This window comes from Ruegeria sp. AD2(2025), from assembly GCF_056542385.1.
On sequence record NZ_JBQFZS010000003.1, the window covers coordinates 14,273 to 32,091 of the forward strand.

The 17,819-nt window shown below is 61.6% G+C and carries 13 protein-coding genes; 9 read left to right on the forward strand and 4 right to left on the reverse strand.

The features are described from left to right. The gene (locus ACR1XV_RS07505; protein ID WP_480529872.1) at positions 1-1,065 is read left to right on the forward strand and encodes a glycosyltransferase family 2 protein; all 1,065 of its coding nucleotides are present in this window, start codon (positions 1-3) and stop codon (positions 1,063-1,065) included. On the opposite strand, the gene ACR1XV_RS07510 is transcribed toward ACR1XV_RS07505, so the two are convergent. Then, the gene (locus ACR1XV_RS07510) at positions 1,062-4,223 is read right to left on the reverse strand and encodes a glycosyltransferase family 2 protein (protein ID WP_480529874.1); all 3,162 of its coding nucleotides are present in this window, start codon (positions 4,221-4,223) and stop codon (positions 1,062-1,064) included. The two genes, ACR1XV_RS07505 and ACR1XV_RS07510, sit on opposite strands and share 4 nt — an antisense overlap. A gap of 219 nt (positions 4,224-4,442) precedes the next feature. Here ACR1XV_RS07510 and ACR1XV_RS07515 point away from each other — a divergent pair, with 219 nt between their 5' ends. The 4 genes from ACR1XV_RS07515 (at position 4,443) to ACR1XV_RS07530 (ending at position 10,164) form a co-directional block, all read left to right on the forward strand. After that, positions 4,443-5,600 (forward strand): GSCFA domain-containing protein, encoded by a 1,158-nt coding sequence (locus tag ACR1XV_RS07515; protein WP_480529876.1) that lies wholly within the window; start codon positions 4,443-4,445, stop codon positions 5,598-5,600. A 12-nt stretch (positions 5,601-5,612) separates the two neighbouring features. Next, positions 5,613-6,419: a class I SAM-dependent methyltransferase gene (locus ACR1XV_RS07520; RefSeq protein ID WP_480529878.1), complete on the forward strand. Its 807-nt coding sequence runs from the start codon at positions 5,613-5,615 to the stop codon at positions 6,417-6,419. A gap of 1 nt (position 6,420) precedes the next feature. Then, positions 6,421-8,205, forward strand: a complete 1,785-nt coding sequence (locus ACR1XV_RS07525) for an FkbM family methyltransferase (protein WP_480529880.1) — start codon at positions 6,421-6,423, stop codon at positions 8,203-8,205. A 402-nt stretch (positions 8,206-8,607) separates the two neighbouring features. Next, positions 8,608-10,164: a hypothetical protein gene (locus ACR1XV_RS07530; protein WP_480529882.1), complete on the forward strand. Its 1,557-nt coding sequence runs from the start codon at positions 8,608-8,610 to the stop codon at positions 10,162-10,164. 5 nt (positions 10,165-10,169) lie between these two features. Here ACR1XV_RS07530 and ACR1XV_RS07535 read toward each other — a convergent pair whose 3' ends face one another. Then, positions 10,170-11,660 (reverse strand): ArnT family glycosyltransferase, encoded by a 1,491-nt coding sequence (locus tag ACR1XV_RS07535; protein ID WP_480529884.1) that lies wholly within the window; start codon positions 11,658-11,660, stop codon positions 10,170-10,172. A gap of 117 nt (positions 11,661-11,777) precedes the next feature. Here ACR1XV_RS07535 and ACR1XV_RS07540 point away from each other — a divergent pair, with 117 nt between their 5' ends. From ACR1XV_RS07540 to ACR1XV_RS07555, 4 genes are all read left to right on the forward strand, one after another. Further along, on the forward strand, positions 11,778-12,539 hold the full coding sequence (locus tag ACR1XV_RS07540) for a glycosyltransferase family 2 protein (protein WP_480529886.1): 762 nt from the start codon (positions 11,778-11,780) through the stop codon (positions 12,537-12,539). Then, complete coding sequence (locus tag ACR1XV_RS07545) at positions 12,536-12,835, forward strand: lipid-A-disaccharide synthase N-terminal domain-containing protein (protein ID WP_480529888.1); 300 nt, start codon at positions 12,536-12,538, stop codon at positions 12,833-12,835. The genes ACR1XV_RS07540 and ACR1XV_RS07545 overlap by 4 nt, the downstream gene beginning before the upstream one ends. A 108-nt stretch (positions 12,836-12,943) precedes the next feature. Then, a complete protein-coding gene (locus ACR1XV_RS07550; protein WP_480529890.1) occupies positions 12,944-13,588 on the forward strand; it encodes a GNAT family N-acetyltransferase in 645 nt (214 codons plus the stop codon). Positions 13,589-13,666: 78 nt separating this feature from the next. Further along, complete coding sequence (locus ACR1XV_RS07555; protein ID WP_480529892.1) at positions 13,667-15,436, forward strand: tetratricopeptide repeat protein; 1,770 nt, start codon at positions 13,667-13,669, stop codon at positions 15,434-15,436. 64 nt (positions 15,437-15,500) lie between these two features. On the opposite strand, the gene ACR1XV_RS07560 is transcribed toward ACR1XV_RS07555, so the two are convergent. After that, positions 15,501-16,367 carry a pentapeptide repeat-containing protein gene (locus ACR1XV_RS07560; protein WP_480529894.1) on the reverse strand — a complete coding sequence of 289 codons (867 nt, stop codon included), beginning with the start codon at positions 16,365-16,367 and terminating at the stop codon, positions 15,501-15,503. 153 nt (positions 16,368-16,520) lie between these two features. Further along, a complete protein-coding gene (locus ACR1XV_RS07565) occupies positions 16,521-17,819 on the reverse strand; it encodes a gluzincin family metallopeptidase (RefSeq protein ID WP_480529896.1) in 1,299 nt (432 codons plus the stop codon).

Genomic DNA, 17,819 nt, shown 5'->3' on the forward strand with positions numbered 1-17,819 from the left:
GTGAGCGGACCGCGCTGCCTGATCGTAACTTCGATGCGCAATGAGGGGCCGTTCATACTGGAATGGATCGCCTATCACCGCGCCATCGGCGTGACCGATTTCCTGATCTTCAGCAATGATTGCGACGATGGCACCGACGCCATTCTGGACCGTCTGCACGCGTTGAAGATCATCTGCCACAAGCCCAACCCGCGCAAGGGCAAGAAGACGGTGCAATGGCAGGCGCTCAGCCGCGCCTCGAACCACCGGCTTGTGGCGCAGGCCGACTGGATACTTGTCTCGGATGTGGATGAGTTTCTGTGCATTCACCAAGGCGATGGCCAGATCGCCGATCTGATTGCCGCGCGCCCTGACGCGGACGCCTTTGCGGTGCCGTGGCGTATGTTCGGGCACAATCAGCAGGTGGCGTTTCAGGATCAGCCGGTGACGGGTCTGTTTACCCGCGCGGCCCCCGAAACGCTGCTGTGGCCATGGCGCGCGGTGCAGTTCAAGACCCTGTTTCGCGCCGATCACCGGCTGGACCGGTTGGGCGTACATCGGCCCCGATTGCAGGAAGGTGCTGCCTTTACCATGGTCGACGGCAATGGCGACCCGGCCCCCGCCGTCCCCGGCACGGTCATCCCCAGCGTCGCCCCCCGATACGGGCTGGCGCAGCTGAACCACTATGCGCTGGGCGCGGTCGAGAACTATCTGGTCAAGGCCGAACGGGGCCGCCCCAATCACAGCGAGGATCCGATTGATCTGGCCTATTGGATCGACCGCGATTTCAATCAGGTCGAGGATGCCGCGATCCTGCGTCACGCCGATGCCATTGCCCAGGGCATGGCCGAACTGCGCGCCGACCCCGAGCTGGACCGGCTGCACATCCGGGCCGTCGCATGGCGACAGGCACGGATCCGGGCGCTGCTGCAGCAATCGGATATGTTCTACACCTATGCCCGCATCTGCCAGATCGGCCCCACCCGCGTACTGCCGATGAGCACCCAGCGGCGCATGTGGGGCCAGCTGATGTCGATCCGTCAGGCGATCCACGCTGAAAAGCAGGCGCGCGAAAACGACGGCTAGTTCGCAGCCTCGGCCCGGTCCGACAGGAAAATCGCATCCGGCTGGTCGGGCGCCGATATCTCTTCGTAAAGCCGCGCATAATCCGGCAGCGCCTTCAGCGCGGCCACCCTGCGCTGATGGGTATCGACCGCCGAGCGGTGCAGTGTCGCAACCTGCGGGTCCGCCATCATCCGGTCCAACTCGGCTCGGGCGCGGGGCAGATGTTGCTGGATCCGGTCGTCGCGTTCGCTGTTATAGTTGCGCCGATCCCAGTAGGCCCTGCCCACATCCTCATCGCCCGGCACGCCCCGGTCGCGCTTGACCAGATAGCTATCGGCCGAGCGCAGCGCGTAATGGTTCAGCGTCACCATATCATAGCCCAGCGACCGTTTGGTTGACCGCCAGCCGTTCGAACCATGCAACTGCTCGGGCATTTCTCGACCCGATCCATTGACCCAGCGCAGTTCGGCGATCCGGTCCATGTCCGGGTCCAGTGGCCGATGAGGCCCCAGTTTCCGAAACGGGGCGGATCGGTGCACAAGGGTTTTGAAGCCCCAATCCCGCCCCGGCCTTGCGATGAATTGCGGCGCACAGCGGTCGAAGGTTTCCGTCACCCAGCCGTCGGCGAACCGTGCAACCCCGGCATTGCCAAACGGCTTCCAGGTCATGGATACAAGATTGGGTTCGTTCATCGCCGCAAACAGCGTGGGCAGGGTGCCGTCGCCCACGTGGATATTGATGAACTCGTCGCAATTGAGGCAGACATGCCAGTCGGTTTCGGTAACCAGCGGCTGGCGGGCCGCGTGGTTCAGGGCCTTGCGCTGCAGCTTGGCAGGCGGGTCCGAGCGGCCCGGATTGTCCCGCCAGGTCACGTATCCCAGCGCCTGCAACCGATCCAGCAGCGCCACCGTCTCATCGGTGCAATCATTGGTGTAGATCAGGAAATCCGTCACCCCGATCGAGCGGTGATAGGCGATCCATTCCAGCACAAAAGGGGCCTCGTTCCGCATGGTCGAGACGATGGTGATCCGGTCGCGTGGCAACGGGTCGATGGGGGTCAGCGGTGCAAGCTCTTGTGCGACGCGTTTCCGCAGCCGCTCATAGGCCTCCTGCGCGGTATGTCCTGTGGGTATCTTTTCGGCGCGCGGGGCAGGGCCCGGTTGCACCGGCTGCGGCTTGGCCACGGGTTTGACTGCCGAGAGATCGAAAGCAGGCCCGGTCAGCGGCAGCCGAGGCAGCGGGACGGGGCCGGGCTGTTCGCTGTCGGGTACGCCGTGTGACAGGATATCCAGCGCAAGACATTGATACAGCTTGTTATACTCAGGCCGCTCTTTCAGCTCATTGATGCGCGCGCGATGCCAGTTGCAGCTGGCCTCGTGCAACGCGGCCAGCGCGGGGTCCGCCATCAGATCGTTGCGCAGGGGCAGCGACCGCTCGAAATTGGTGCTGATCGAGTGATCCTGCTGATCGTTGCGGTTGTGGACGTTCCAGTATTCGATGCCCTGTTCGCGGTTGATATGGTTGGTGCGTCCCCGGTCGCGCTTGACCAGATAGCTGTCCAGCGAGCGCACCGAGTAATGGTTCAGCGTCACCAGCCCATACCCCCAGCTTTCCAACGAGGACCGCCAGCCTTTTTCGCGGAACCGGTCGGGCATATGTTCGCCCGAGCCGTTGACCCAGTGCGGCATGTCCTCGGCCACCAGCCCAAGCGGGCGGTGAATGCCCAGCCGGGCATAGCTGGACGGCAGGCGCGCGAAGGTCTTGAAGCCCCAGTTGTGATGCGGGAACCGCACCAGCCGGGGCGCGCAGCGGTCGAATTGCATCGGCACCGGGCTGTCGGCGAAATCGGCAACGCCGGAACATCCGAAGAACCGCCAGGTCATCGAGATCATCTCGGGGTTGCCGGTGGCGTCCATTAGCGACCGCAACGTGCCCTCGGGGGTGTGGATGTCGATGTATTCGTCCACATCGAACACCATATAGGCATCCGCCGACTGGATCACCGGATGGTCCTGCGCCAGCGACAGCGCCACGCGCTGCGGCCGTTCGCCCTTGTCCATACGGGCAGGGTTGTCGATCCGCGTCACCAGCCCGCGCTCGGCCAGCATGTCCAGGATCTGATCCGTGCCGTCGGAACAGTCGTTGGTGTAGACAAGGAAATGCGTGAACCCCAGCCATAGGTGATAGGCGACCCAATCGATGATATAGGGGCCTTCGTTCTTCATCGTCGTGACCCCGACAACCGCGTTCAGCGGCGCGGGGTTTTCGGATGCCGGCGTGGCCGAGAGGTATTTCTTGCCGTTGATCTCTTCGCGGAAGGCCTTGGCGAAATGGCTGTCGGGATCGGGGTTCGGACAATCGCGCAGCGGCGCGTCCAGCGGGTTGATCTTGTGCTTGATCAGCAATTGCCCCAGCAGGCCGGTCGGGTCGGGGACGCCCTCGTATTTCTCGGCCAGAAACTTGCGCATCCGCCGCCCGTAAAGATGCACCGAATAGGTGTTGTCGGTGACATAGTCGCTGACCCGGACCTTGGGTTTGACGATCTTGCGGCGGTCGCGGAACGTATAAGGATAGAGCCCCTCCTGCGCGAACGCATAGCGATCCTCGCCCGTCTTGTGCAGGAAGTGAGACACCGCATGGGGCCCCCAGACCCCCCACGGCTGTTCGCCCGCGTGGACCGGGTTTCCGGCCGCTTTCTTCTCCTCCAGCTCTTTGACGTAATCCTCGCCATACCATGTTGGAATGGCAAACTCGTCCGAGCAATGATCCAGCAGCAGGCCCAGCGCCGCGCTGTCGCGGGGCAGGCCCAGTACGCCGCCATTGATGTGTTTCTTGCTTTCCCAGCCAAAGAAATGCCCGGTCTCGGTGACGAAGGGTTTGCGGCAATAGGCATCCGTGTCGGCCCAGATCATCCGCTCGGCCCCGTGCAGCATGTGATAGCGGAACAGATCGGAATGCAGCGCCGGCGAGCCCGTGCGCTCATGCACCAGAAACCCGGTCTCGGGCAGGATGTCGGCAGCGTCGCGAAACTCAACCCCGTCGGGCACGCGGTCGACATCTTCGTAGGTGTAAAGGATCGTATGATGCCCGGCATCCAGAAAGGACTGCACGCAAAGCTGCTCAAGAAAGCTCAGCGATCCGCGCATCCATAGCATTCCGATTTGATGAAGCTCTGTCATGTCACGCTCTGCAACCTCGCGGGGGTTCGCCTTGGTAGACCCAAAGCGGTTTATTTTTTGCAAACTCTATTGGATCGCGGCGGGGGCGTCCAGCAAGGCCGGGGCGCGCGATAAAACACCGCTGGAACACGACCGGCGTTATGGGTAGATATATACCGAAAATAAAGGTGCAGCGCATAGGCAACGATAAGCGCCAAGGCAAACAGAGTTGAGGGCGACATGGCAAGATCGAACCGGGCGCGGCATATCAATTTTCAGCGCACCAACAAGCACACGCCCGAATTCAGAACATGGTTTCGTGGCGAACACACCAACGCCAATCCCAACATGGCCCGGATGATCCCTGCCGATGCGGTTGGAAAATACGTGCTGAAAGGCTGGACCCCCGATCAGCCCTTCATCACCCCCGACACCCAGATCACCGCCTTCGGCAGCTGCTTTGCGGCCAATATCTCGGAATGGCTGTCGCGTCGGAACTACCGGGTGCTGAACAAGGACGAAAAGGCCAAGGATGCCTATGTCGTGACCTGCGGCGAGGGCATGGTGAATTCCTTCGTGATCCGTCAGCAATTCGAATGGGCGTGGGAGAACAAGGTTTTCGATGAAGAGCTGTGGCATGGCTACAAGGCCGAATCCTACGGCTATGACCCCGAGGTTCAGGCCGAAACCAAGCGGATTTTCGACGAAACCGATGTCTTCATCCTGACCTTCGGCCTGTCCGAGATCTGGTATGACGAGGTCTCCGGCAATGTGTTCTGGCGTACCATTCCCAAGGATGTCTACGACCCGTCCCGTCACAAGTTCCGCGTCTCGACGGTCGAGGAAAACAAGGATAATCTGCGCGCGATCTATCACCTGATCCGCAAGCACCGCCCGGATGCGAAGATCCTGTTCACCCTGTCGCCGATCCCGCTGATCGCGACTTTCCGCGACAATTCCTGCCTGACCTCGAACTCGGTGTCGAAAAGCGTTCTGCGGGTCGCGCTGGACGAGGTGGTGCGCGAATTCAAGGATGACGGCGTCCTGTATTACTGGCCATCCTACGAGATCGTGACGGATGTCTTCAAACTGCCCTATGTCGCGGATCGCAGGCATCCCAAACAAGCGCCCCTGCGGTTCATCATGACGCTGTTCGAACATACATGGTGCGTCGATGGTGACGCGCCGAAACCGTCCCTGCTGCGCGCCTGGGCCGCCGCCGGGGCCGAGGCGGGCCTGTTTCCGCCCCCCATGGCGCGCTGCATTCTGGCCGGGCGCTGGGGCCGGTTGCAGGGCCTGATCGACAAGGGTGATCTGGACGAGGATCCGGCCATCAACAAGGCGCTGCTGAAACTGGCGCAGGATCTGGTCGATGCCGCGGCATCACCCACCACCTGAGGGTATTTGCACATGGTCGCACCCAACACGTTGTCACCGGACGATTTCCGGCTGAAGGGACAGATCGGCAAGCGCGGGATGCGCACCCTGATCAACCTGCACGAAATCGCGTCGATGGACGGCCCCTACCGGTATCTCGAGGTCGGGTCCTATCTGGGGAAATCCCTGCAGCCTCATGTCATGGATGACGATTGCCTCAGCGCCCTGTCCATCGACCTGCGGCCCGATCTGACCCCGGATGAGCGTGGACCGCTGACCGACTATCAGCACATCACCACGCAGCATATGCTGGACGGCTTGCGCCAATATGCCAGCGACCGCCAGATGCAAAAGCTGACCACGCGCGAGACGGGATCGGACTCGCTGCGCAGCGATCCGCCCGATACCCGGTTCGATCTGGCCTTCATCGATGCCGAACACACGATCGAGGCTGCGTTTGCGGATTTCCTGAATGTCATAACCGTGATGAACGATCCCTGCATCGTGGCCTTTGACGACACGCATATCGTCTATCCCGCGGTCCGCAACGCGGCCACCTATCTGGCGCATGTGGGAACCGAACATACGGTGGTCCATGGCGGTGGCGGTATCACCGCGATCTTCATCGGGGCCGATGCCGGGGACCGGGCCGTGCTGGTCACACCCGAAAACCGCGTCACCCGCGAGACGATCGCGGCCAACTACGATGAGGTTCTGGCGAAAAGCCACATCAAACGCAGCATGACCCGCTTTCTGCGTAAGCAACCTGATCTTCAACGCAAAGCCGCCCGCTGCCTGCGTAACCGCGGCTATCAGGTGACCGCCCCCGAGGAGGGCTGAGATGTCCGACGGCAATTCCGCATCTGACGCCACGACTGCGCAGAAGCCCGGTCTCAGCTATGATGAGGTGATCGAGGTGCAGGGGATCAGCATCCCCTTCGTTCCCCAGATCATTACCCCCAAGATCGAACGCCCCATGCGCAACAACCGCTATGAGGGCGGCGAATGCGAAGCGGTGCGCAAACTGGTCCGCAGCGGCGACCGGGTGCTGGAACTGGGGGCGGGGATCGGCCTGATCTCGGCGGTCGCAGCCCAGGTGCCCGGGGTCGAGAGCGTCGTCGCGCTCGAGGCGAATCCGGAACTGATCGGGCTGATCGAGGAAACCCACCGCATCAACGACATCGACAATGTCGAGATCCGCAATGGCGTCGTCTGTACCGAAAATACCCCGGCGCAGGATTTCTATCTGCGCCGCGATTTCTGGGCCGCCAGCATGGAGCCCGACTCGCGCCCCTATACCCGCGTGGTCTCGGTACCCGGCCTTGGCATCGACGATCTGGTGGAAGAACTGCGCCCGACGATCCTGATCGCCGATATTGAAGGGGCCGAGCTGGACCTGTTCGACCGTTCCACGCTAGAGGGTGTGCGCACCGTCATCCTCGAACTGCATCCCAAGGTCTATGGCGAGGCCGGGCAGGAACGTATCTTTGCCACCTTCCGGGCGCTCGGGTTCGAGGTCGATCAGGACTATCTGAAAGGGTCGGTCTGGGTGCTGCAGCGCACCCCGGTCGGGGCACCCGCGGTGGTGCCTGCGGTGTCGCTGCCCGATCCCGCGCATGAACTGGAAGACCCGAACGTCACCATCGTCACCTGCATGAAGAACGAAGGGCCCTTCATTCTGGAATGGCTGGCCTTTCACCGCTCGATTGGCATCCGAAACTTCGTGATCTTTACCAATCACTGTACCGACGGTACCGACCTGCTGCTGGACCGGCTGGATGAACTGGGCGTGGTGACCCATCTGCCGAACCCGGCGGTGATGATGGAAAAGACCTACTTCCAGCCCGCGGCGCTGACATACGCGGCTCAGCTGCCCGTCGTGCGCCGGTCGGATTACGTCATCTCGATGGATGTGGACGAGTTCGTCAATATCCGGGCGGGCCAGGGTCATTTCACCGACCTTTTGCGCGCCGCCGGTCCATTTCACGCCCTGTCGATGTCCGAGCTCAACTTCTCGTCCGGCGGGCATCAGACCTATCAGGACAGATGGCTGACCGAGGATTATACCATCCACGAAACGCACAGGCCCGGCCGCTGGCGGGCACGGCGCGGCGTCAAAACGATCCTGCACGGGTTTTCCACCTTTGAACGCGTCGCCAACCACCGGCCGCAGATTCACCCGGGCACTCAGCCGGACCTGATCTGGCTGGACGGATCGGGCCGCCCGGTGCCTGAAGAGTTCGTCACCGACAGTACGATCAAAAGCTTCGATTGCCGCGGGGCCTATGATCTGGTGGCGCTGAACCACCATGCCCTGCGCTCGGTCGACTCGTATCTGATCAAGATGGACCGGGGCGATGTGGTGGCCAAGTGGCGCAAGGTGAACCGGAAATACTACCGGATACGGGCACGGGGCGGCGAATCCGGAAACTGGATCGCTCATCAACTGCCCGCCGCGCGCGCGGTCTGGGCCGACCTGCTGAGCGATGCGGAAACCGCGCAGCTGCATCAGCTCTGCGTTGACCGGCACACCCGGCGGATCAAAGAGATCGCCGATCAGCCCGATGTCCGCGACCTGCGCGACTGGATCGAAAGCAGCTACTTTGCGCCCGAAGACGAGGGCTGAACCGGCCTGACCGCGGGCGTATACGGCAAGGTTTCGGGGATCGCCGGATCTTGAACAACCCTGCGCAGGATCGGCAATTGACTCCGTCTCCGCAACAATCTCTGTGACCGGCTCCACGTGTTTCAGAGGCCGCCGCCCGATGGGGACAGTTGCGCCTCTGGGATCATGGCCTCGTCGCAGAGTGTATATAAATCAATGCGCTGGCACCGTGTTGGGGCCGCTGCGCAGATGGTACTGGGCGCGACCTTGCGGCAGACGCCCGCGGCATGAACCCGGTTCCGTGTCTGGAACGCCAAGCTTCCGAACAACTTCTTGCGTTCCTCAGGGACGGCGTATCTAATCGTCGGGATTGGACGGACAATGCAATTGGTATCGAGTGTTTTGCGGGAAAAGATGGTTTCCATGAACGGCCATAAGATCGGACTTTCCGTTGCGGTTGTCGCCTTTCTAGGGCTGGCGCTGTTCCATGCGCTCTTTGGCTATTACTTCGGCGGTCAAAGCGGCTTTTCGGTCGGAAACGACGATTCCTTCATCAGCTACCGCTATGCGAAAAATCTGATCGACGCCGGACTGCCGACCTTCAACATTGACGAGCCCCGCCTCGTCGAAGGGTATTCGAACCCGCTGCACGTGGGGCTGTCGGCGATTGTCTATCGGTTCCTGGGCACGGATCTGTTGTACCCCGCGATGGCAGCACTTGGTGCGCTGGCGGTGGCCGCCGCAATTGCCATGATCGGGGTCGACGTTGCCCGGACCCTGGACCGCCGGGCCGGGATCGCCATCGCGCTGGTTCTGGCCGCCCTGCCGCCGCTCTGGATACACGGGACGTCGGGCCTCGAGACTGCCTTTGTGTTCTTCCTGCAGGTGATCGTCTGGCTCTCGGCTGTGCGCCTGACACGGGGTGGCGGCGACGGTCTGGCCGCCCTTGTGCTGGCCTCTGCGCTGCTGATCACGCTGCGGGTCGATGGTTTTCTCTTTCCGATGATTGCCGCCGTCTGGCTTATGTGGTCGGGCCGGCGGGCTCAGGCCGCTGCGGTGGTTGCCACCTGTGCTGTCATGGTCGGGGCGCTGACGGCATTCCGCCTGTGGTATTACGGGCTGCCGCTGCCGCTGCCGGCCTATGTCAAGGCCAGTGGTCCGCTGCTGGATCGGTTCATGGTGGCGGCCAGATACCTTGCCGGGGTCAGCTACAAGAACGGGTTTGTGTTTCCCGCGCTGGGGGCCGGTCTGGCCGTCTTCGCCTATCTTCGGGGTGTGCTGAAAGAAGGCCGCGGCATTGTCGCGAACCCGCCAAGCTTTGAACTCTTCGCCTTTGCTGCGGTGATCGCCTATTACTTCATGGTGGGTGGCGACATCTATCGCGAGCGCTTCATCATCATCACCTACCCGCTTGGTCTGGTGCTGCTGTTCCGGGTGCTGGTGCCGCTGGGATCGGCCTGGGTGACCGCATCGGCGGCTGCAGCGATCCTGTGTGGTGTTGTGACCTCGGTGGCGCTGGATCCGCGCCTCGACTATCGCTTTGAATACCCAAAATATGACCGATGGCTGGAACTGGGCCGTTTTCTTGCCGACCGTCACGAGGGCGCCTATCTGGCCACCGGCGCGGCGGGGAAGATACCCTATTACAGTGGGCTGCGGACGCTGGACATGCTGGGCCTCAATACGCCCGAGATCGCCTTTACCGAGGCGCGCGGGGCCAACCCCGGCCATAACAAGTTCGACCCCGATTTCGTGTTTTCGCAGCAGCCCGACATCATCTGTTCGCATGTCTGGGGCGACGGTCAGCTGACCTATGGCATCGACCGCGACCGCTATACCGAAGCCGGATACCGGCTGGCCTATCTGGTGTCGCCGCGATGGGTGGCTCAGCCCGGCATCCGCATTCTCGATGGCGAGGATGACGCTGAACTGACCGCGCTGATCGCAAGCGGCTACGACTACGGTTGCGTGCTGCGGTAAAGGCCTCAGTCGGCCTGCACCCCGGTGGCGGTCCAATAGACATGCTCGGTGCCGGCCACCGGTTCGATATCCAGCCCGGTCAGATCATCTGCGATCTTCTCCAGCTCTTGCGTGCGGCACAGCCCCCGAAGCGGCCCGGTGGAATAGCCCGACCGTTCAAGATAGCCGCGCAAATCCGGGTGTCTCATATACACAAACGGCCGGTCCGGCGCGGCATAGACGGCGACCGCGCCCAAAGGCATCCGGTGCCGGTGGGCAAAGCCGCAGACCACCAGTGTTTCGTCCGGCGCCGTGGCCGACCTCAGCGGTGATAACATCGCCTCGAGGCTGAGGCCGAACTGCGTTTCGGTGGGGGGAAAATCGTAATCCTCGCTGCGCTTGAGAGGGCCCATCTCGGACAGGCACAGCACCGCCAACAGCAAGGCACGCAGCCACAGCCGTTTGGTCAGCAGCATGATACCGCCCGCCGCGCCCACCATCAGCATGGGCAGGATCAGCAGCGTATAGCGGTCATAGACCTTGCCGGATGCCAGCCACATCGCCAGAACGAAACTCACCGCGATCCCGGTGATCGCCAGCAGGCGCGGGCGGTTCAATGCAAAGGGTAATGCGCACAGACCGGCAAACCCGGCCAGACGCAGACCCGGGGCATTGCCCAGAATGATCTCGGTCAGTTTCTGCAGGCTGCGGTCGGACACGCTGGGCGCAAACCGGTCCAGCATCTCGGTGCGGACGCTGCCCTGGAACTCGGCACCGAAGCCCAGCCGCAAATACTGAAACAGCGGCCAGGCAAAGGCCAGCGGAATGCACAGCGCCATGGTCCACAGGAAGGTGCGGTTCGTCAGGATTTCGCTGACGGGCCGGTCCTGCCATCTGCGGGTCAGCATCAGCGTCACCAGCGCCAGCGCCAGAAAGGCCAGCGGCGTGGGGCTTTTCTGCATCCCGGCCAGAAACACGATAACCCCGAACACGGGCCACAGGCGCGGGCGTTCGAACGCGGCCAGCATGGCGGCAACCCCAAGGGTCGAAAACAGCATCGCACCGCTGTCCAGCATGGCCGATGTCGCGTGGCTCCAGAAATTCTTCGAGCTTGAGACCAACAGAACCGCGGGCAGCATCAGCCAGGGCTGATCCGGCACCATGATCCGCGCCAGAAGCGCGGTGGCCACCAAAGCCCCCAGCGCAAACAGCATTGAAGGCAGATGCAGCGCCAGCATATGCGGCAGCCCGCCCTCGATCATCAGAGCCGTCATCCAGTATTGCAGCGGCGGTTTCTTCAGGCTGGGGGCGTTTTGCGAAAAGACGGTGAACCAGTCGTTGTTGCGGGCAAAGCCCAGACTGCGGTCATAGGTGAAAAATTCGTCGATCTTGGACAGCCCGCCCTCGCCCAGACCGATCATGTACCAGCACCACAACAGCATGATAACAAGGCCGGTGACCACGTAAGGCCCCCAGCCGCTTGTCTGCACATGGTTCAATGCTGACTTGTCGGTCACGGCTGCTGCCTCGTGTTTTGTTGCGCTGAAACCTGCGTTGCGGCACGCTGGCTACTTGAATTTCAGGTTCGGATCAATCACAAGCCTTCGTGAACGGAACAAGAAAACTCGTCTGCGATGCAAGCTGATCCTGCTGCCCCTGCCGATAGTCGGCCCGCCGTATCGGTCGTCATCCCCATGCATAACGAGCAGGGGGCCGTCGACGATTTGCTGCGGGGCATCTGCGACGCGGCCTCGGATCTTGCGGGGTTCGAGATCATTGCCGTCGATGATGGCTCGACCGACGGAACCTATGAGGCGCTGCGCAGCTTTCAGCGCGATTGCCCGCAGCTGCGCATCCTGCAACACGAAACCGCTGGCGGCCAAAGCGCGGCGGTGCATTCCGGGGTCAAGGCCGCGCGGGCCGAGATTTGCTGCACACTGGACGGAGACGGCCAGAACCCGCCCGCCGAGCTGCCGAAGATCTGGTCGCCGCTGATCTCGGGCGAGGATGCAAGTATCGGGCTGGTGGCCGGGCAGCGGTTGGGGCGCAAGGACACGATGTCGAAAAAGCTGGCCTCGCGCTTTGCCAACGCGCTGCGGGGCTGGATGCTGAAGGACGGCACCCGCGACACCGGCTGCGGGTTCAAGGCATTTCGGACCCAGGCGTTTCTGGACCTGCCCTATTTCGATCACATGCACCGCTATCTGCCCGCTCTGTTCCGGGCCTATGGCTGGAACATCGCGCTGGTTGACGTGGCGCATCAGCAGCGCCTGTCGGGGCAGTCGAAATATACCAATTTCGGCCGCGCCATGGTGGGCATCTGGGACCTGCTCGGCGTGGTCTGGCTGGCGCGGCGCGCGAAATCGGTCTCGGCACAAGAGGCACCCCGGTCGTGAAAGAAACCATTCTCGAAATCCTGCATGTCGAAAACCCGACCGAGGCGATCTGGGTCGCCATCGGTCTGGCTGGGCAGCTGATGTTCAGCGCCCGTTTCATTGTTCAGTGGATCACTTCGGAACGGGCCAAGAAATCGGTCATTCCGATGGCGTTCTGGTACCTGTCGATTGGCGGTGGCCTGATCCTGCTCAGCTATGCGATCTACCGCCGCGACCCGGTGTTCATTCTGGGTCAGTCGATGGGTCTGTCGATTTATCTGCGCAATATCTTCCTGATCCGCGCGGAAAGACGCTGACCAGCCCGCACCGGGCCGGGCGGAAACAAGTGATTTCTTTTTTTTGAATATTTTGTGCTACTATCGCGCGAATAGATTTGTGTATTTGTATTCGGAGGTCGTTTTCCCTTGCCCGATTCCACATCCCGGCAGTTCCGGCTGCGCCCCCTTGAAAAAGCGGATATGGACACCGTCGCCCGATGGTTTCAGGACGTTCAGGACCTTGCCTTTTTCGACCGTACATCGCGGGTTCCGCTGAACCTTTTGCAGACCGAACAGATATGGGAGGATGCGATTTGCACCACCCGCGACTGCGGTAAGTGCTGGTTTGTCATCGAATCCGGCGATGGCACGCCGGTCGGCATGATCGGGCTTGAGGCGATGTCGAACATCAACCGCGATGCGGTGGTGCCGATTTTCATCGATAAATCCGTGCGACGACAGGGGGTTGCGGTGCGCGCGATCGCGCTGCTGCTGGATTTTGCCTTCCGGCAGTTAGGGCTTAACCGCATCACCTCGTATTACCGCGCCGACAATCACAGCAGCCGCGATCTGATCGCGCAGGTCGGCTGCAAGATCGAAGGCACCATGCGGCAGGCCTGGTTCGCCGACGGTCAGTTTCACGACATGGTGGTGGTCGGTATGCTGCAGCAGGACTGGGCCGCGCGCCGGCAGGTTCTGGCCCGCGAACTGGGCCCGGAAACGGTGGTCAGCTTCGGCTCGCAATCCGCCCCGGGGTGGTGCTGGCCCCCGCAACAGGGGTGCAATGGCTGAAAGAGTGCGAAATTCCGCGCAAATTTTGCTACAACGGTTCTGTCGGATTCGACGAGACGCCATAATCGAGTATTGCCAGTGAACACGACCGGTTCGGACCCTTTCATCAGACAGAAGCTTGGCGCGGTGCTGTTTGCCGATGTCGTCGGCTATTCCCGACTGATGAGCGAGAACGAGATGGATACGTATAACGCGTTGAAATCTCTGCTGTCCCAGCTTGAAGAGCTTTGCCCGCAATATCAGGGTCAGGTCATCGAGGTGCGCGGTGACGGCATTCTGGCGCTGTTCGAGACCGCCACCAGCGCGGTTGAATTCAGCATCGAGCTGCACCGGATCGCCAGCCAGCACAATCAGGCGCGGATGGCGCATCAGCAGATCAAATTCCGCGCCGGTGTCCATATGGGCGAGGTGCTGCTGGATGAGCGCGGCATTCACGGTGACAATGTCAACATCGCCGCACGGCTGCAGGAAATCGCCGAGCCCGAGCGCGTCTATGTCAGCGCCGCGGTCTATGAACAAATCCGCAACCGCCTGCGCTATGGCTATGAATTCCTCGGCCCCAAGCAGCTCAAGAACATCCTGTCGCCGGTCGCCACCTACTGCGTCCGCAGCGAGGTCGAAGGCGCCACCATGGCCGCCACCCTGCGCCCCGAGATGCAGCTTGAGGTGCTGGAACGGCCCGATCTGCCCTCGGTCGCAATCCTGCCCTTTGCCAGCCAGGGCAGCAACGAGGATGACAGCTGGATCGCCGAGGGCCTGACCGACGACATCATCATGAACCTGTCCAAGTTCCGGAACCTGTTCGTGATTGCCCGCAACTCGTCCTTTTTCTTCAAGACCCAGTCGATGGCCCCGCAAGAGGCGGCGCGGCGGCTGAATGTCCGCTATGTGGCGCGCGGCAGCGTCCGCCGTTCGGCCAGCCGCATCCGGATCACCGCCGAACTGATCGATGCCAACACCGAACGCACCATCTGGGGCGAACGGTTCGATCGCAGGATCGACGATATCTTCGACATTCTGGACGAGGTGACCGAATGCATCGTCGCGGCCACCGCGGTGATGATCGAATCCCATGAAAAGCAGCGGATGGTGCAGACCACCCCGTCCGACCTCGAGGCCTATGGCTCGGTGCTGCAGGGTCAGCATCACATCTTCAAATACACCCGCAGCGACAACCGCAAGGCGCAGCATTGCTATGAATCGGCGCTGGAGCGGGATGGCGGCTATGCCCGGGCGGCGGCGGCGCTGTCGCGCACGCTGAACATCGACTGGCGCTATTCCTGGACCGAGGACCCAAGCAGCGCGCTGGACAAGGCCCTGACGCTGGCGCAGCGCGCGGTCGAGCTGGATCCCACCGACGCCCGCGGCTTTGGCGAACTGGGCTATGTTCAGCTCTATCGCAAGGAACATGACGCGGCGATCGAATCCTACAAGCGCGCCCTGCAGCTGAACCCCAACGATGCGGATATGCACTCGGACTATGCCGACGCGCTGGCCCATTCGGGGGATAACGAGACGGCGATCAAGCACCTTCAGCAGGCGATGCGGCTGAACCCCTATTTCCCGGATCAGTACCTGTGGCATCTGGGCGGGGCCTATTACAACCTCAAACGCTATGACGATGTGATCGCGTCGGTGAACAAGATGAATAACCCGACCGAGGGGCAGCGGATGCTGGCAGCCAGCTATGCCCAGCTGGGCCAGATGGATCTGGCCCGCCAGATCGCCGACAAGCACCGCGCGGCGCATCCCAATTTCTCGCTGACGCGCTGGGCCAGGGTTCTGCCCGACCGGCTTGAGGATGACACCCAGCACTTTGTCGAGGGGCTGAAAAAGGCAGGGTTCTGATCCACCTCAGCCACAAAAAAGGGCGCGCTGACCGCGCGCCCTGATACCGTTCCTTGCGGTGACGTCAGTCGCCATGCGCCTTTGCGCCGCTGACCTTCGCGCCACTCACCTTGGCCCCGCTGACCTTTGCGCCACTGACCTTCGCGCCGCTCACCTTGGCACCACTTACTTTGGCCCCGCTGACCTTCGCGCCGCTGATCGCCGGGCTGTCAAAGCCGAAATACAGATCCAGCAGGACCTGTTCGAACTGACCCGACATCACATCCATACGGATCGTGTAATCGGCCTTGTCATATTCCCAAACCAAGATGTCGTCGGCGATTTGATAGTCTGCGGCAGCAACGCCACTAAGCGACGGATCGTTCGGCGCTCGCGAAGCCAAATCTCCGGGTTTGTTCTTATTTGTGGCACTAGCACCTTTGCCGTGAACCAGAAAAATGGTCGGCTCGGGAAGCTCATAAAATGTGCCTTCGTACGAGAAACCATAGATGCGGGCTAGGCGCGGATCACCTGCAAATTGATCGCCGACAAAGTTGTTTTTGCCTTTTCCACGTCTACGTTTCCCCTTGTTCTTGAACAGCTGCTCCCCTGTTTTTTCCAGTCGTTGTTTCCAAAATGTTTTCTTGAAGGTCTTACCTTTTTCCACATAGACAAAACTGTTCTTGTCCACCGTTGCGCGGCCGGTAAGTGTAAAAGTGGTTCCGGATTTGGAAACCGTGTAGATTCCCGAAAGCGCCTTGTCGTCGATTTGTACGAGGACATGATCTCCATCCTTCACATCAACACCGTCAATTTCGCCGCCTATCGACGGCAGAGCGGTATCATTTGTCTCGATGGCCAGCCGCACATCGGTCTGTTGCTTGACCTCGATGTCCTCAATTTCGCGCCCGAACAAAAGCACTTCTGAAAAACTGAGCAAGGACTCAGACATATCACTATCTCCCTATGACAGGATCGACGACGTCCAGGACCTCATCTCCCCCCTTTGTTGGCCCGCGTCCAGCGCGTGCCTAATTGCAAAAAATATCACCCCGCGCGGGTAAAATGCCACAAAACATCCTAAAATCAAAGACTCTTGCAGCGCTCATGACGGAACCTGGGTGCGGACCGAATGGGCGTGGCTGTCGGCATCGGCCTCGGCCAGCCGCGGGCCGGGTTCGACCAGGCCGATTTCGCGCATCCGGAAGTTGCCCTCGATGATCTGCCGGAAGGCCCCGCCGGTGATCTCGTGATCCACCGCCAGCAGCGCCTTTTCGACCCCGAAATAGCTCAGCATATCCGCGTCCAGCATCTCCCACGCGTCGGCCAGGTACGAGCCCAGAAAGTCCCGCGCTTCGATCAGCGCAATGCGGAAACCTTCGGGGTTGGCACCGTAGGCCGCATCGAACATCTGCTGCATCACCGCGCTGTAGTCGGATGAGCCTTCCAGCCGGTCCGACAGGTCCTCCATCTCGGGGGGGATCAGATCGTGGACCAGCAGCCGTTCGTGATAGATATCGACGAAGATGTCGAACATCGCGCCGGTCAGGGGCTCGGACAGCGCGTGTTCGCTGGACCAGCCATGGGCGAACTCGGACAGCACGCGGTTGTTGGCGGCCATGCGGATCTGGGCATTGCCCGACAGTTCCGCAAACCGGCTCAGCCGGTTGAAGGTGTAAAGATTGCCGCGCGTGTTCTCCAGCAGCGTCTCGACGACCGAGCCGAAATGCAGCGACGCCAGCAGCGCCACCATGTCGGCCGCCGATTCGTGAAAGCCGTAGTATTCGCCCCCCGCATCCCCGTCCGAGGGCATCCCGATGACGCTGTAGATGATCGAATGCCCGATCTCATGGGCAACGACGTCGAAATTCAGGCTGTAGGGGCGGTATTCGTCGCCATGCTCCCAGGTGCCGCCGGTTTCCAGAAAGCCCCAGCCGATATGGGCATTGTCGAGGCTGGGCAGCAGCGACAGTTCCAGCCGGTCGAAATCGCGGGCGAAATGCCAGGGGATCGGGCGGCCGAAATACCCCTCCCATACATCCATGGTGAAATGGGCCGAGCCGAACAGATGCGCGGCCTCAAAGGATGGATCGTCAGGGTCGATATGGGCGAAATTGCCAAACACATCCGGTTCTGGCGGCGGCTGGATATAGCCGTCCCAGGGCGGCAGATACATCTGCGGCCCGCCCGGGCCGGGGATCATCGCGCCATAGGGCGTAGTCTTGCCCACCGGGTTTGACGCATACATGCGTGGCCCTGCAGGGCCTGCGCCGATGCTGCCCTGAGGGGCCGAGATCTCGACCAGTTCGGGCCGCGCATCCGGTTCCAGAAAGGGCGATTGCGGATACAGCAGGAACCGGGTGCCCGGTGTTTCAGCGTCCGATGGGTCGGGCCAGATCGTCAA

Bases quoted from the DNA above. Each gene is read 5' to 3' on its own strand.
- ACR1XV_RS07520 (WP_480529878.1), top strand. From the start codon at position 5,613: ATGGTCGCACCCAACACGTTGTCACCGGACGATTTCCGGCTGAAGGGA.
- ACR1XV_RS07530 (WP_480529882.1), top strand. From the start codon at position 8,608: ATGAACGGCCATAAGATCGGACTTTCCGTTGCGGTTGTCGCCTTTCTA.
- ACR1XV_RS07560 (WP_480529894.1), bottom strand. From the start codon at position 16,367: ATGTCTGAGTCCTTGCTCAGTTTTTCAGAAGTGCTTTTGTTCGGGCGC.
- ACR1XV_RS07510 (WP_480529874.1), bottom strand. From the start codon at position 4,223: ATGACAGAGCTTCATCAAATCGGAATGCTATGGATGCGCGGATCGCTG.
- ACR1XV_RS07515 (WP_480529876.1), top strand. From the start codon at position 4,443: ATGGCAAGATCGAACCGGGCGCGGCATATCAATTTTCAGCGCACCAAC.
- ACR1XV_RS07525 (WP_480529880.1), top strand. From the start codon at position 6,421: ATGTCCGACGGCAATTCCGCATCTGACGCCACGACTGCGCAGAAGCCC.
- ACR1XV_RS07540 (WP_480529886.1), top strand. From the start codon at position 11,778: ATGCAAGCTGATCCTGCTGCCCCTGCCGATAGTCGGCCCGCCGTATCG.